A 15472-nucleotide genomic window follows, 5' to 3' on the forward strand; every position below is an offset into this window, starting at 1 on the left:
GTGGGCCGCATCCTTGGAGAAGCGATGAGGGGTCGGCAAGAATGAAGCGTATGTTTGGCACCAATTTCCTTGCGGATGGATCACGCAAGGTCCTGAAGGCGTTCAACCGTCGCAATGCCGCGATGGTGGCTACAGCGATGCTGCTTGCAGGCTGTCAGGTCATTCCCAAGACCGAGACGGTTTCAACAACGCCATCGACAACTCCGACCCCGCAGCCAAGCCAGACCGCGCTGCCAACCGACGCAACCCGTCACCGTGTCGCTTTGCTGGTGCCAATGGGCGGGTCCGCCTCGGAAGTCGGACAGTCGCTTGCCAACGCAACCACGATGGCTCTGATCGATACCAACGCAAACAATTTGCGCATCACCACGTACGACACCTCTGGCGGTGCGGCAGCCGCTGCGCGCCAGGCGATCGCCGATGGCAATCGCTTGATCCTCGGGCCTCTTCTCGCGGACAACGTGCCCGCAGTCCAGTCTGCAGCGCGGCCAGCCAATGTCCCCGCTATCGCGTTCTCGAACGATTCGAGCGTTGCCAGCGCAGATGTTTTCGTGATGGGACATATTCCCGAACAATCGATCCGTCGCTCGGTTGAATATGCGCGCCGCAATGGATCAAACAGCTTCGCAGCTCTGTTGCCCGAGGGCGATTATGGGCAACGTTCCTACAATGCCTTGCAGAACTCCCTGCGCGAGTACGGCGGCAATCTGGTCAGGTTTGAACGCTATGCTCGCGGTAACACCTCAATTGTCGGCGCTGCACAGCGCCTGCGACAGTCGGGTGGATACGACACCGTCCTGATCGCCGATGGTGCGCGCCTCGCCATTCAGGCCGCAGGTCAGATCCGCAGCCAGGGCGCCGAAGGCACCCGCCTGCTCGGAACTGAATTGTGGAGCGGTGAAGCCGCGATCACTCAGTCATCGACCGTGAACGGAGCCCTATTTTCTGCCGTTTCCGACACGCGGTTCCGCCGATTTGCGGACAGCTACGAAGCGCGCTTCGGGGCAAAACCCTATCGCATCGCGACGCTCGGCTATGATGCCGTGCTGCTTACGCTGCGCATCGCTCAGGATTGGGAAGTGGGCGACGATTTCCCCACCAATCGCCTCTATGATCGCGGTGGCTTCCTCGGCGTCGACGGCCCTTTCCGCTTCGCTCGTAGCGGTGTTGCACAGCGCGCGCTCGAGGTTCGAGAAGTGCGCGGCAACCAGGTTATCGCTGTCGATGCGGCTCCGCGCAGCTTTGGGAACTAAAAGCGGCGCAAAACGGGTGTGCCCCTGCTTGTGAGCGGTGGGCACTCGTCCCTATATCGGAAGCATGTCCGACGACCTGTTTGAAAACACGCCGACCACCTCTGGCGATTACGACTCTTCCTCCATCGAAGTCCTTGAGGGACTGGAGCCCGTGCGGCGCCGTCCTGGCATGTATATCGGCGGCACTGACGACCGCGCCCTGCACCACCTGGCGGCAGAAGTCCTCGACAACTCGATGGACGAAGCGGTCGCAGGCCATGCCTCGCGGATCGAGGTGCGGCTTGAGGAAGGCAATCGCCTCAGCATTTCGGACAATGGTCGCGGTATTCCGGTCGACGAGCACCCCAAGTATCCGGGCAAATCGACCCTCGAAGTGATCCTGACGACCCTTCACTCAGGGGGCAAATTCTCGGGAAAGGCCTACGCCACCAGTGGCGGCCTTCACGGTGTGGGCGTCAGTGTGGTCAACGCGCTGTCCTCACACACCCGCGTCGAAGTCGCCCGCGACAAGCAACTGTACGCCCAGGAATTCGCAAAGGGTCACACGCAAGGTCCCATCGAGGTAGTCGGCGCAGCACCGAACCGCCGCGGGACGACAGTCATATTTACGCCAGACACCGAGATTTTCGGCGACCGCCAGTTCAAACCGCACCGCCTTTTCAAACTCGCTCGCTCCAAGGCATATCTGTTTGCTGGGGTGGAAATCCGTTGGAAATGCGCAGAAAGCCTTACCAGCGACGATGTACCGGCAGAGGCCACCTTCAAGTTTCCTGGCGGGCTCGCCGACCACCTTGCCGAACAGGTCGGACAGCGCGAATGCGTCACCTCCCAGCCCTTTACTGGAAAACAGGAGTTTCCCGAAAAGGACGGCATCAGTCAGGGCAGCGTCGAGTGGGCCATTGCGTGGCCGCTCTACTCGGATGGCTCGACCAGCTGGTATTGTAATACGGTCCCGACGCCTGATGGCGGAACGCATGAGCAGGGCGTTCGCGGGGCCCTGACCAAGGGCCTGCGGGCTTTCGGAGAGCTGACCGGCACCAAGAAAGCCAAGGACATTACGGCTGACGACGTGATGACCGGCGCCGAGGTGATGCTGAGCGTCTTCATCCGCGATCCGCAGTTTCAGTCGCAGACAAAGGACCGCCTGACATCGCCCGAAGCCTCTCGCCTCGTCGAAGCGGCGGTGCGCGATCACTTTGATCACTTCCTCACCGACAATATGGATCGGGGTAAGGCGCTGCTGGGCGAGGTGATGGAGCGCATGGATGAGCGTCTCAAGCGCAAGCAAGAGCGCGAAATCAAGCGCAAGACCGCGACCAATGCGAAGAAGCTGCGCCTGCCCGGAAAGCTAACCGATTGCTCGGGCGAAGGGGAGCGCGAGACCGAACTCTTCATCGTCGAAGGGGACTCGGCAGGCGGCAGCGCCAAGCAAGCACGCGACCGCAAAACGCAGGCGATTCTCCCAATCCGCGGCAAGATCCTGAATGTCGCTTCCGCAACCGCCGACAAGATCCGCGCGAACTCTGAAATCGCCGATCTGACGCTCGCCATGGGATGCGGCACCCGCAAGGACTGCGATGCGGAAAGCCTGCGGTATGACCGTATCATCATCATGACCGACGCCGATGTCGATGGCGCGCATATCGCGACGCTCTTGATGACGTTCTTCTTCCAGGAGATGCCCGAAGTCGTTCGCAAGGGGCACCTTTTCCTCGCTCAGCCTCCGCTTTACCGCCTCACCGCAGGCAAGGAGAGCCGCTACGCTCGCGACGATGCGCACCGCGCGGAGTTGGAAGAGACGGTGTTCAAAGGCAAGAAAGTCGATGTCGCGCGCTTCAAGGGTCTTGGCGAAATGAACCCACAGCAATTGCGCGAAACCACCATGCATCCAGAGACGCGCAGCCTCGTCCGAATCACGCTCCCGCAGGAGTTTGAGGACAGAGCGGGCGTCAAAGTGCTCGTCGACCAACTGATGGGTAAGAACCCCGAACACCGCTTCAATTTCATCCAGAACCGCGCGGGCGAGATGGACCGCGACATGATCGATGCGTGATGGCGGATAAGGGTAAGTATCCCAATCCTCGAGAAGAGGACATTTACGCGGGCGACAGGCGCGTCTCTCGCCCGGATAGCGCCCTTCCCGACTGGCATATTCCCGACGCGAAATATCGGCCAATACCCATCGCTTGGTTCGCGGCCGCATTCTTGATCCAGCTGTTGCTGCTCACAATGGTTTTCGTGGTGCTCGCAGGGCAATCGGGTTGGATCACGATCGCGGTATCTAGCCTGATCACCGGCGCGCTTGGCATGTGGACTTGGGAGCGCGGGATGAAGGATGCGGGCACGGGCTGGAAGGTGGCGACAATCCACGTGCTGGTGGGGCAATTGGCATTCGTTTGCCTGGGGGCAAGCGCGCGGCTCTGACCGGCAATCAGCCAAATCTGCCCCCGGCATGTAAGAAATCCGCGTGCCGCAGGACTAAGGGGGTATGACACAAGACGCAGACACTCTTTACCGGAAAGCAGGCGAAGAATTTGCGCCAGCGCTTGCCCGCCTCGCTCGCGCTGTCGAACGCAATGCGGACAAGGCGCGCGATCTCGAACAAGAGATGCACTGCGCCTTGTGGTCGAGCCTTGCCCGGTTCAATGGCGACTGTACCCTCAAGACCTGGGTCTACCGCGTCGCGCACAATGTCGCTGCCGATCATGTCGCAAAGGCGATGCGCGGACCGACGAAAATCCCGCTCGACGAAATCGACGCTCTCCCGGACGCGGCCAACCCTGAAGCCGATGCCGCTCAAAACCTCGTTCTGGTGCAAGTCGCGGAACTGATCCGGCGGCTCCCTGCGCTTGATGCCCAGGTTATCGTCCTGTGGCTCGAAGGCGAGAGCGCTTCAGACATTTCCGAAATCACCGGCCTGTCCTCAGGCGCGGTCGCAACACGCGTGCATCGCATCAAGACGCTGCTTGCAGGCCATTTTGAACTGGGAGATCCTTCATGACCCGACCACCAATGCCCGGCTGGGACAGCCAGAATAGCGACGCATCTTTCAGCGCGCCTTCCGATTGCGCTGCTCGCATCGGCAAGTTTGAGCGCCGGATCCGGTTTCGCAACATCACCGAATACGCTGCAGGCACGCTGGTGATCCTGCTGTTCGCAGGAATGGCAATCGGCGCATTCATGCGCGATGAATTGCTGATCACGCTTTCAGCCCTACTCACAGTCGGCGGCGCAATCGTGGTTATGGTCGGCCTTACGCGCCGCGCGAGCAATCTGGATCGCCGTCCGGAAGATGCGTGCCTCGTGCACCTGCGCCGCCAGTATCAGCGTCAGTATGAAGCACTACGCGATGTGCCGCGCTGGTATCTCGCGCCACTGATGCCTGGAGTTATCCTGTTCTACTATGCCGTGACATCAAGGGTTGCCGAAGTGACGGGCTGGCTCCGCGCTATCGAAGGGGCTGCGGGACCTGCAGCCATCACCTTCGGGATCTTTGCTCTTGTTGCTCTCGCCAACTGGATCGGCGCACGCGCGCTCAAGAAGAAAGTCGATGAAATAGAGGCGCTAGCCTGACCACTCGATACCGGATGCGTGGACTGCTCGCTGGGCCTGGCAGTCCCCTTCCCCCCTTGCGCGCCGAGGCCACGTCTCTTATCGCGGCGCACAAATAAATGCGTTTTGAAGGGAAACCGATGACCGAAGAGAGCACCGAGCAGCAGCGTTTTGAAGGCACCAGCGACTATATCGCGACCCAAGATCTGAAGGTTGCCGTCAACGCCGCAGTGACGCTGCGCCGTCCGCTGCTGGTCAAAGGTGAACCGGGAACCGGCAAGACCGTTCTCGCGCATGAGATCTCAAAGGCCATCGGTGCCCCGCTTATTGAGTGGAACATCAAGTCGACCACCAAGGCGCAGCAGGGTCTCTACGAATATGATGCGGTTGCACGCCTGCGCGACGGCCAGCTCGGCGAAGAGCGTGTTCACGATATCCGCAACTACATCAAAAAGGGCAAACTCTGGGAAGCCTTCACCTCAGAGGAGCTGCCCGTCCTGCTGATCGACGAGATCGACAAGGCCGACATCGAGTTTCCGAATGACCTTCTACAGGAGCTCGATCGCATGAGCTTCGACGTTTACGAAACGCAGGAACGGATCGAGGCCAAGGAACGCCCGATCGTCGTGATCACTTCGAACAACGAGAAGGAACTGCCCGACGCATTCCTGCGCCGCTGCTTCTTCCACTATATCAAGTTTCCCGATCGCGAGACGATGCAGTCGATCATCGACGTGCACTATCCCGGCATCCAGAAGACGTTGGTCAAGAAGGCGATGGATATCTTCTACGAACTGCGCGAAGTGCCAGGTCTGAAGAAGAAGCCCTCGACCAGCGAGCTGCTCGACTGGCTCAAACTTCTGTTGAACGAAGACATGCCGCTGGAAGTCCTTCAGGACGCGAACCCGAACAGCGCGATCCCGCCGCTGCACGGTGCCCTCCTCAAGAACGAACAGGACGTGATGCTGTTCGAACGCCTTGCATTCATGGCGCGCCGTAACCCGAGCTAAGCTCGGGCCGGAGCTTTACCGAAAACTGTAAGCGACCTCGAAATCGCCCCAGCGGCGGCCGTTGATGATCAGCGGCACATAGACGTTGCGGACCACCTGATATTCACGTCCGTCGCCTTCCTGGCGATAGACAGCCATCATATATGGCGCAGTGCTGACCTTCGCCTTGCGGTCGATCGGGTACATCATCAGGCGCCCGTTGCGGCAGTACTTGGTGTCGTGAACGACATCGCCGGTGGGCTCGCGCGACATTTCGCTTAGGTGCGTCGGAAGATAGCCCTTGGTGTCAGTGCAGGCTGCCGCGATGATGTCGCCGTGCGATGCCTTGGTAGCGTCGAGCTTGGGCTGCCAGTGGCGCATCGCCCAATCAGTGAGGCCGGTGCGGTAGCGCTTGGGATTGCTTCCTTCGATAAGTTCGTAATCCTGGTCAAAGACTTGCGCCATGCTGATTTCGCCAGTGGCGATGGCGTCTTCGGTCGACTTCGCCACCTCGCGCGCGATTTCTTGCGCACGCTCAACCATGATGCTGTCCTGCGGGCTCAGACCGGCCTGAACCAGGCTGTCGAACATATCGCTGGCGGTCATTTCCAGATCTTCCATGCGCTTGTGCGCGCCCTGGAGCTGGCTTTCATTTTCGCGAGCTGCGGTGTCGAAGCTGGTCAGCACCTGCTGCACTGCATCCACGTGGCTCGAAATCGTCCCCGTCGAACGGGCGATGACATCGTTCTGTTTGTCCACCTCTTCAACAAGGTCGCCAACGCTCGAAATCGTGCTCTCGATGCGGGCCACGGAAGCCTTTGCTTCGGAGCTGGCTTTCGAGCCTTCTTCGATGCGCCCGATGACCTGCGATGCTTCATCGCCAAGCGCGTCGATCGTATGCGCGATTTCCTCGGTTGCCTTACGGGTGTCGTTTGCAAGGCTTTTCACTTCGCTCGCAACGACGGCAAATGTACGCCCTGCATCGCCCGCACGCATCGCCTCGATCGTCGCGTTGAGCGCGAGGATGTTGGTGGTCTCGGCGATATCGTCGATATCCTGAGCGCTGCGGCGCACCTGCTCCATTGCGGCCGAAAAGCTGGTCACGTGTTGGCCCAGCGCATCGACAAGGTCGAGGAGCGAACCGATCTGTCCCAGCGACGACTGGATCAACCTAGTACCCTCGCCCAGACGCTCAATCGCACGTTCGGACAGAAGCCGCGCTTCATCGCTTGCTTCGGCAACCTTGGTTTGGTCCGCTTCAAGCGCAGTCACCGTCCCGCGCAAAGCCTCATGCTCGGCGCGAAGAGTTTCAGACGATGTGATGACCTTTTCGACAATGCCTGCAACGTCGGTGCATCCGACGGTGACAGCCCCGCATTTCTCCGGAATCTTGTCCAGCGCAGATGCGGTTGCGGTGTCGAGTTCTACTGGCTTCATAGTGGTGCGGTCCCCTGTATGGACCCGACCTAACTCCCATATGGTTAGCGAAGGTTTAAGGGATCGGCCGAGGATGGCATTCATGGGACTGGAAACGCGGAAAAATCGCGTTTAGACCACGGCCATGTTTTTCAACTTCATGGACGAACTGCGCGAAGCCGGGATCGGCGCGAGCTTCAAGGAACACCTCACGCTGCTTGAGGCGCTCGACAAAGACGTGATTGAGCAGACGCCTGAGGCTTTCTATTACCTGTCGCGCGCAACCTTCGTGAAGGACGAAGGGATGCTCGATAAGTTCGACCAAGTGTTCCACAAAGTCTTCAAGGGCATCATGACCGACTATGGTCAGAACCCTGTCGATGTGCCCGAGGATTGGCTGAAAGCCGTCGCTGAGAAATTCCTGTCCGAGGAAGAGATGGCCGAGATCGAAAAGCTCGGCGACTGGGACGAGCTGATGGAGACGCTGAAAAAGCGGCTCGAGGAACAGGAAAAGCGCCACGAGGGTGGCAACAAGTGGATCGGCACAGGCGGCACGTCACCCTTCGGCAATTCAGGCTACAACCCGGAAGGTGTGCGGATTGGCGGCGAGAGCCGGCATAAGCGCGCGGTCAAGGTCTGGGAAAAGCGCGAGTTCAAGAACCTCGACAACACCAAGGAGCTTGGCACCCGCAACATCAAGATGGCGCTCCGCCGCCTGCGCCGTTTCGCGCGTGAGGGAGCTCAAGATCAACTCGATCTTGATGCGACCATCGAAGGAACCGCAAAGCAGGGCTGGCTCGACATTCATATGCGAGCAGAACGCCGCAACGCGGTAAAGCTGCTGCTGTTTCTCGATGTTGGCGGATCGATGGACCCGTTCATCAAGCTGGTCGAAGAGCTCTTCAGCGCTGCGACGGCGGAGTTCAAGAACCTTGAGTTCTTCTACTTCCACAATTGCCTCTACGAGGGCGTCTGGAAGGACAACAAGCGCCGCTGGCAGGAGCGTACGAAGACCTGGGACGTGCTTCACAAATATGGCCACGATTACAAGGTCGTCTTCGTCGGCGATGCCGCGATGAGCCCATATGAAATCACACATGCCGGTGGCAGCGTTGAGCACATGAACGAGGAAGCTGGCGGCATCTGGATGAAGCGTGTGACCGACACCTATCCGGCGACCGTCTGGCTCAACCCGGTGCCCGAAAAGCAGTGGGGCTATTCGCAGTCGACCAAGATCCTCAAAGAGCTGGTCAACGATCGCATGTTCCCGCTGACGCTTGAGGGGCTGGACGGTGCGATGCGCGAACTCAGCCGCAAGCAGGGTCATTGAGTCGCACTCGCGAGAACGGCTCTTTTCTGCTACAGCACTGGCAGGACAGGGAGATTTGTGATGCGCATCGTGCTTGTTCCGATGGTAGCGGTCGCCTTGATAGGTGCTGGTCAACCCGAATTTGCGGCTCCCAGACCGGCTGCGCTCGACAATCCAGCCTACACAACTCCGCCTGAGCGTTGGCGCACAATTGAGGATGCGCTTGAGGAGGATAACAACCTCGCGCAGATCCTCCAGCGCTCGCAGCGTGACGAAAGCTGCAACGACCGCGTCATTCAGGCGCGTGAGGCTTCGGGGCAGTCGCCATTCTTTTCACGTGAACCTGCGTCCCCTGAAAAACCACTCGCAATCTATGCATTGCACAGGCAGCAGGATGGGTGCTCCGTTATGGTCATGATGGGCGATCCGGACGATATCCGGCCGCTTCCGAAGCCTCAGGACGGCCCCCTCCTTCAGCAAATCCCGGCAAGAGCCGATCAATAAAGCAAGTGTCCGCGCACGGTCTGCACCCATGCCGCTTCATCGTGTGAGGCTGCATTGTCGAGATCGTGCGGCGAGGCGTCGGGGTTGTCGACCCATTCGCGCAAGGCTGGGCCGCCATTGATCACGTCAATTGCTAGACGGTCGAGCTCGTACTCATAGGGGAAATCACGCCATAGGTCGTAGTCGGGGTACAACCGCCGAATGGCTTTGAAGGCGAGTGCCTGCATACGCCAGGGCTTGAAGGCGTCGTGATCGTAGTCAGGCCCTTCGGCGTGCAGCATCAGCGCATTGCACAGCTTGCCCGCATGCTTGTGAAAAGTCGGCTCGAACCAGCAATCGCGCATCCTGACGCCAGTGCACCAGTCAGGCGCGAAGGCGAGCATCTCAGCCGCCACGGCTCTTGCGTCGACGTCCGGCGCTCCAAACAGGACCTCAAGTGGCCGGGTTGTGCCTCGTCCTTCCGACAGCGTCGTGCCTTCAAGCATGACAGTTCCCGCGTAGCAGCGCGCCATATTGACGCTTGCCGCATTGGGAGACGGATTGATCCAGATGCGTGAAGCCGGCCAGCCAAAGCCGCTTGCTACCGAGCAATCGCCGGCGTCAGGCTGCCAGCCTTCCATGGCGATCACCTTGTACGCGACGTCGAGGTTGTAATGCTCCACGAACCAAAGACCCATCTCACCCAGGGTGAGACCATGGCGCATGGGCATGGGTGCGGCACCGACAAAGCTTTCTTGCCCCGGCACCAGCAACGTGCCCTCGACCGGACGGCCCGCTGGATTGGGGCGGTCGAGAACCCACACTTCCTTGCCGTGTCTTTCCGCTTCTTCAAGGAGGTAGAGCAGCGTTGTGACAAAAGTGTAGATGCGGCAGCCAAGGTCCTGAAGATCAAACAGAAATACATCCGCGCTCGACATCATCTGCCCTGTGGGGCGGCGCACTTCTCCGTAAAGGCTGAAGATGGGGATGCCGTATTGTGCATCCATCTCATCGGCAGTCTCGACCATGTTGTCCTGTTTGTCGCCTTTCAGCCCATGCTGCGGCCCGAAGGCGCTGCTGACATTCACTCCTGCCGCTATAAGCGCATCCAGACTGTGCGTGAGATCAGCGGTGACGCTCGCCGGATGTGCGACGAGTGCGACCCGGCGGTCGCCGAGTTGGGCGATCAGGTCAGGAGATGCGAGCAAACGGTCGATGCCGAATTGGACTGAATTGGCCATGGCGAAAGCGTTGGAACAGGCTTCTGTCAAAGGCAAGCGCTCGTAACTCGCTTTGTCTGCGCGGAACGTATCGTCTATCGAAACGCTTGTATCATCATGGACTACACCGCCCTCACCTTCGCAATCCTCTACGGCCTTGGCCTGAACATAGCAGGCGGCCTGCTCACCGAGCTGAGCGAGTGGTATCACAATCTTGACAAGCCTTGGTTTCAGCCACCCGGTTGGGCATTTGGTCCTGCCTGGACGATCATCCTGGGATTAGCCGGTTGGGCGCTGTACATCGGGCTCACCGAAGCGGATAGCGCAGGACAGTATTATACGGTCGCAGCCGCGTTTTCGGTCAACGCGATGCTGCATTTCCTGTGGTCACCGCTTTTCTTCAAGTTCAAGCGTCCCGATTGGTCCTTCTACGAGAACTGGCTGCTGATCGCCTCGTGCATCGCGCTGGCCTTCGTACTACAACCGGTATCGAGTTTCGCTGCCTGGCTGATCCTGCCCTACATCATCTGGACCTGTTTCGCGCAGGCGATCAATTACGAAGTCGTCCGACTGAACGGCCCCTTTGGTGGGCGCGCGGAAGAAGCCTAGTCTCTGTCCACGATCAGTTGGCGACAGGCTTCTGAATGAAACTCGGCCTTCCCAGGTGGGAATGCCAGTGCCCAGAATTGCAATGCGCCATCCTCGTGCTCGACGATAGCGTTAAGTGCCACTTGGGCAGGTGTGGGAAGGTCGCTCGCAATACTCGCTTTGAGTACAAGCTCCCCTACTCCATTTGCGCTTGTCCTCGCATGGCTCAATGAAATCGCATCGACGGGTGCATCTCGCATCCCTTCGCGGAATGCATCGAAGTCATAGGCAGCCCAGCGGCTCGACGGCGACAGGTTGAACTCGCGGTAGTATGTTCCGCCAATTGGCTGCCAGAAGATCTCAAAGCAGGTCGTCTTCCATAGATCATCGGTGCGCACTGACGGCCCCGGTTCAGGAAGACGGATGGCGTCGACGTTCCCTTCGAGCCGGAATTCGGCCTCGCAGCCAACACTGGTCGGCTTGAGATCGGCGGTCACAGCCCGGATCGGGCCAAGGTCGCAGGTACGGTGGAGCATGAGTGGTCGCATGGCTTTTCCATGGCTCACTGCAACCATGCGAGCAAGCCACTTCCAAGCAACCCTCCCCACTGTTAAGCGCGGCGCATGACTTACGAATCCGACCTTCTGCGCCTGCTCGAAGAGCGCGGCCACCTTCATCAGATCACCGATCCCGGCGCGCTGGATCAGCTCGCCACCAAGAAGGTCGTGACGGGGTACGTCGGCTTCGACCCGACGGCATCGTCACTGCATATCGGCAACCTCGCCTCGATCATGCTTTTGAAGCGTCTTCAGCAGGCAGGCCACCGCCCCATCGTCATCATGGGCGGCGGGACTGCGAAGGTCGGTGATCCCTCAGGCAAGGATCAAACCCGGACGATGCTGACCGAGGAACGCCTCGCGAGCAATATCGAGGGGATCAAGGGCAGCTTTGAACGGATCCTCGATTTCGATGACAGCAAGACCGGCGCACTTCTGATCAACAATGACGATTGGCTGAGCGAGCTTGGCTACATTGAAATGCTGCGAGACGTGGGACCGCACTTCACGATCAACCGGATGCTTACATTCAACTCGGTGAAGCTGCGGCTCGATCGCGAGCAGCCCCTCAGCTTCCTCGAATTCAACTACATGATCATGCAGGCTTACGACTTTCTGGTGCTGGCGCGTGACTACGATTGCCAGCTGCAGCTTGGCGGCAGCGATCAGTGGGGCAACATCGTCAATGGAATCGAACTCAATCGCCGGATCGACCAGCGCGAAGTCTACGGTGTCACCGCCCCGCTCATTACGCGCGCTGATGGCGCGAAGATGGGCAAGTCGGTGGATGGCGCGATCTGGCTGAATGAGGACGCGCTGCCCGCCTACGATTTCTGGCAATATTGGCGCAACACCGACGATCGCGACGTTGGTAAATTCCTGCGGCTGTTCACCGATATCTCGCTCGATGAGATCGCACGCCTTGAAAAGCTTGAGGGCGCGGAAATCAACGACGCCAAGGTCGTTCTGGCCAATGCCGTGACCGCGATGATTCGCGGAGATGACGCGGCCAGAACTGCGGAAGAAACGGCGAAGGCAACCTTCGCTGGCGGCGGCGCGGGTGAAGACTTGCCTACCCTCAGCGTCGGCGACGATGGCATGCGCATTGGAGCGATCCTGACGCAGATTGGCTTCACTGCCAGCAATGGCGAAGCCAAGCGCAAGATCGCGGAGGGCGCGGTCAAACTCGATGGCGAGCCAGTCAGCGATCCGGGCTCTCTGATTGAGATAGCCGATGGCGCAAGCGTCAAGCTCAGCCTTGGCAAGAAGAAGCACGGGCTACTCAGCCGCTAACCATCGCTTTGTCAGCCTTCGTTAGTCGCTTTGACAAACCAGAGTTCGACCGCCTTTACCAAATGTCAGCCTTTACCCAGCATTAGGGGTGATGGCTCACGCAGGGTGAGCAGTTGAGAATATGGAGGGCGCCGACTGTGACGGCAGGAGCTAATCTGAGTGTGACTGATCTGCGCCGGGCGGCGCGGCACCCTGTCGACTTTCCAGTCATTGTCGAACATTTCTCAAGCGGCGACCTCAACCTTCATGTCTGCAACATCTCTGCGCACGGCTTTATGGTCGACGATGCGCATTCGCTCAGCCGCGGCGACCGCGTGATAATCCGCCTTCCAGTGGTTGGACGGATTGAGGCCTATGTCATCTGGACTCGCGACGAGCGCGCCGGTTTTCAGTTCGAACGGATCATCCGCCTCGACGATTTTGTCGCGATCATCGACACGCTTCAGCCCAATCCGCGGCTTCGTCGGGGACGTTGAGCTAAACCGCTTCTTCGCGAAACAATAGCAGCCCTCGCTTGGCAGCGAGCGGTGCGCCTGTCATTGGGCGCTTCGTGACTACCGCCGAAACATCGAGCCAGACGCACCCGTTCAAGGTGCACAATTTCCGTTGTTACTGGCTCAGCCGCCTTGCGATGACGCTCGCGCAGTACGCGATGCTGCTCATCATCGGTTGGCAGACGTACAATATTGCACGCGATGGCGGCATGAGCATTGCCGAGGCGTCGGGGCAACTCGCGCTGATTGGCCTGCTGCAATTCCTGCCGCTGTTTGTCCTAACGCCCTTTTCCGGCTTGGCCGCCGACCGGTTTGACCGTCGATCGCTGGCGAGGTTGACGGTGTTCCTGCAGTTGCTCTGTGCCGCGGCGCTTGGCTGGACGACGTGGACGGGAGAGATCGGCCTTCCAGTCCTCTATGGTATTGCCATCGTCCTCGGTGTCGCGCGTGGATTTGCTGGTCCTGCTCTTTCGGCGCTCGCCCCCAATCTCGTGCCCAAGGCGATCCTGCCGACCGCCATCGCCCTGTCATCCATCGCCTGGCAGGTCGGCATGATCGGCGGGCCAGCACTCGGTGGGTACCTCTACGCAATCGAGCCTGCCCTTCCCTATGCCGTTGCAACCGGCCTGTTCGTAATCTCGATGATCGCGCTCACCATGATCGGCAAGGTGCCGCAACCTGCCGTTCGGAAAGACCAGAGACCCATCGGAGCAATCGTTGATGGGATCCGCTACGTGGTGAAGAACAAGATGGTTCTGGGCGCCATTACGCTCGATCTGTTCGCAGTTTTCCTCGCCGGAGCGACTGCGCTTTTTCCAGTTTATGCCCGCGATATCTTGCAAGTTGGCGAAACGGGCCTGAGCCAGCTTGCCATGGCGCCAGCGGTAGGCGCTGCACTTACGGCAGCGTGGTTCTCCTTTCGACCGATTGAGAGCAATGTCGGCCCCAAGATGCTCTGGGCGGTCGCCATCTTTGGGGTCGCCACGATAGTCTTTGGTCTGTCGACCTCCATGCCGCTCAGTCTCGCGATGCTGTTTATCGTGGGCGCGGCTGACATGTTCAGCGTCTATATCCGCCAGTCTCTGATCCAATTGCACACGCCAGACGACAAGCGCGGACGCGTTTCTTCAGTATCGCTCCTCACTATAAGCGCGTCCAATGAAGGCGGTGACTTTTTCTCGGGCACGCTCGCCTTTCTTGTCGGTCCCGTCGCGGCCGTGGTCGCAGGCGGAGTGGGCGCAATTGTAACCGTTGCAGCGTGGAGCCGAATATTCCCCGTACTCAGAACTACGAAAACCTTTGATCCGCCAAATGATCTGACAGACAATTCCGATCTGCTAGAAGAACAAACAGAACAGAAATCCGCAGGAGGCCAGACGACATGAAAGCCACGAGCATTCTCGAGACCATCGGCAACACCCCGCACATTCGCCTGTCGCGCATGTTCCCCGATCACGAAGTCTGGTTGAAATCAGAGCGCGCCAATCCCGGCGGCTCGATCAAGGATCGCATTGCGCTTGCCATGGTGGAGGATGCAGAGGCTTCGGGAGCACTCAAGCCAGGTGGCACCATCGTCGAACCGACCAGCGGCAACACAGGCATCGGTCTTGCGATGGTGGCGGCGGTCAAGGGATACACACTCGTACTCGTCATGCCCGAATCCATGTCGATCGAGCGTCGCCGCCTGATGCTCGCATACGGAGCGACCTTCGACCTCACGCCCAAGGAAAAGGGCATGAAGGGCGCAATCGAGCGCGCGACCGAGATCGTCGAGACAACCGATGGCGCATGGATGCCGAGCCAGTTCGATAACGGCTCGAACCCCGCGGTTCATGCGCGCACAACGGCCAAGGAAATCCTTGGCGACTTCGCCGAAAACCCCATCGATGTGATGATCACCGGGGTCGGAACTGGCGGCCACCTCACCGGCTGCGCAGAGGAGCTCAAGAAAAGCTGGTCCGACTTCAAGGCCTACGCGGTCGAGCCCGTCGGCTCTCCCGTCATCAGCGGCGGAGAGCCTGGCCCCCACCCGATCCAGGGCATTGGCGCTGGCTTCATCCCCGGCAACCTCCACACCAACGCAATCGACGGCGCGATCAAGGTCGATCCCGAAGACGCCAAGGAGATGGCCCGCAGGGCAGCGCGCGAAGAAGGAATGCTGATCGGGATCTCTAGCGGTGCCACGCTCGCGGCAATTGCACAGAAACTGCCTGACCTCGCCGCTGGCACCCGGATCATGGGCTTCAACTACGACACGGGCGAGCGTTACCTGTCCGTACCGGACTTCCTGCCGGTGGAGTAAGTCGAGAAGACTCGCG

16 protein-coding genes are annotated in these 15472 nt (G+C 59.6%); 13 read left to right on the top strand and 3 right to left on the bottom strand.

Annotated elements, in window-relative coordinates:
• The first annotated feature begins 41 nt into the window (after positions 1-41).
• From AC0V6T_RS06500 to AC0V6T_RS06525, 6 genes are all read left to right on the top strand, one after another.
• A complete protein-coding gene (locus AC0V6T_RS06500) occupies positions 42-1253 on the top strand; it encodes a penicillin-binding protein activator (protein WP_486125342.1) in 1212 nt (403 codons plus the stop codon).
• A 64-nt stretch (positions 1254-1317) separates the two neighbouring features.
• Complete coding sequence (gene parE / locus AC0V6T_RS06505) at positions 1318-3306, top strand: DNA topoisomerase IV subunit B (RefSeq protein ID WP_486125344.1); 1989 nt, start codon at positions 1318-1320, stop codon at positions 3304-3306.
• Entirely contained in the window at positions 3306-3677 is a 372-nt protein-coding gene (locus AC0V6T_RS06510; RefSeq protein ID WP_486125346.1) for a hypothetical protein, read from the top strand. The genes parE and AC0V6T_RS06510 overlap by 1 nt, the downstream gene beginning before the upstream one ends.
• Positions 3678-3741: 64 nt before the next feature.
• A complete protein-coding gene (locus AC0V6T_RS06515) occupies positions 3742-4254 on the top strand; it encodes an RNA polymerase sigma factor (RefSeq protein WP_486125348.1) in 513 nt (170 codons plus the stop codon).
• Positions 4251-4826 (top strand): hypothetical protein, encoded by a 576-nt coding sequence (locus tag AC0V6T_RS06520; protein WP_486125350.1) that lies wholly within the window; start codon positions 4251-4253, stop codon positions 4824-4826. Before AC0V6T_RS06515 ends, AC0V6T_RS06520 begins: the two co-directional genes overlap by 4 nt.
• Before the next feature lie 119 nt (positions 4827-4945).
• On the top strand, positions 4946-5815 hold the full coding sequence (locus tag AC0V6T_RS06525; RefSeq protein ID WP_486125352.1) for an AAA family ATPase: 870 nt from the start codon (positions 4946-4948) through the stop codon (positions 5813-5815).
• A 15-nt stretch (positions 5816-5830) separates the two neighbouring features.
• Here AC0V6T_RS06525 and AC0V6T_RS06530 read toward each other — a convergent pair whose 3' ends face one another.
• Positions 5831-7231 carry a methyl-accepting chemotaxis protein gene (locus AC0V6T_RS06530; protein WP_486125354.1) on the bottom strand — a complete coding sequence of 467 codons (1401 nt, stop codon included), beginning with the start codon at positions 7229-7231 and terminating at the stop codon, positions 5831-5833.
• Between the two features lie 124 nt (positions 7232-7355).
• Here AC0V6T_RS06530 and AC0V6T_RS06535 point away from each other — a divergent pair, with 124 nt between their 5' ends.
• Both AC0V6T_RS06535 and AC0V6T_RS06540 read left to right on the top strand, forming a co-directional pair.
• The gene (locus tag AC0V6T_RS06535) at positions 7356-8540 is read left to right on the top strand and encodes a vWA domain-containing protein (RefSeq protein WP_007164184.1); all 1185 of its coding nucleotides are present in this window, start codon (positions 7356-7358) and stop codon (positions 8538-8540) included.
• A 60-nt stretch (positions 8541-8600) separates the two neighbouring features.
• The gene (locus AC0V6T_RS06540; RefSeq protein WP_486125356.1) at positions 8601-9023 is read left to right on the top strand and encodes a hypothetical protein; all 423 of its coding nucleotides are present in this window, start codon (positions 8601-8603) and stop codon (positions 9021-9023) included.
• Here the strand turns inward: AC0V6T_RS06540 and AC0V6T_RS06545 are convergent.
• Entirely contained in the window at positions 9017-10243 is a 1227-nt protein-coding gene (locus AC0V6T_RS06545) for an exo-beta-N-acetylmuramidase NamZ family protein (protein WP_486125358.1), read from the bottom strand. The two genes, AC0V6T_RS06540 and AC0V6T_RS06545, sit on opposite strands and share 7 nt — an antisense overlap.
• 96 nt (positions 10244-10339) lie before the next feature.
• Here AC0V6T_RS06545 and AC0V6T_RS06550 point away from each other — a divergent pair, with 96 nt between their 5' ends.
• Positions 10340-10831, top strand: a complete 492-nt coding sequence (locus tag AC0V6T_RS06550; RefSeq protein ID WP_486125360.1) for a TspO/MBR family protein — start codon at positions 10340-10342, stop codon at positions 10829-10831.
• Here the strand turns inward: AC0V6T_RS06550 and AC0V6T_RS06555 are convergent.
• The gene (locus AC0V6T_RS06555) at positions 10828-11358 is read right to left on the bottom strand and encodes a DOMON domain-containing protein (RefSeq protein WP_486125362.1); all 531 of its coding nucleotides are present in this window, start codon (positions 11356-11358) and stop codon (positions 10828-10830) included. The two genes, AC0V6T_RS06550 and AC0V6T_RS06555, sit on opposite strands and share 4 nt — an antisense overlap.
• A gap of 75 nt (positions 11359-11433) precedes the next feature.
• On the opposite strand from AC0V6T_RS06555, the gene tyrS reads away from it, so the two are divergent.
• From tyrS to cysK, 4 genes are all read left to right on the top strand, one after another.
• Positions 11434-12660: a tyrosine--tRNA ligase gene (gene tyrS / locus AC0V6T_RS06560; RefSeq protein WP_486125364.1), complete on the top strand. Its 1227-nt coding sequence runs from the start codon at positions 11434-11436 to the stop codon at positions 12658-12660.
• A gap of 137 nt (positions 12661-12797) precedes the next feature.
• The gene (locus AC0V6T_RS06565; protein ID WP_486125366.1) at positions 12798-13136 is read left to right on the top strand and encodes a PilZ domain-containing protein; all 339 of its coding nucleotides are present in this window, start codon (positions 12798-12800) and stop codon (positions 13134-13136) included.
• A gap of 74 nt (positions 13137-13210) precedes the next feature.
• The gene (locus tag AC0V6T_RS06570; RefSeq protein ID WP_486125368.1) at positions 13211-14539 is read left to right on the top strand and encodes an MFS transporter; all 1329 of its coding nucleotides are present in this window, start codon (positions 13211-13213) and stop codon (positions 14537-14539) included.
• Positions 14536-15456, top strand: coding sequence for a cysteine synthase A (gene cysK, locus AC0V6T_RS06575; protein ID WP_486125370.1), 921 nt, complete (start codon positions 14536-14538; stop codon positions 15454-15456). The genes AC0V6T_RS06570 and cysK overlap by 4 nt, the downstream gene beginning before the upstream one ends.
• The last annotated feature ends 16 nt before the right edge of the window (positions 15457-15472 follow it).

The sequence above is a fragment of the Erythrobacter sp. S158 genome, from assembly GCF_057364915.1.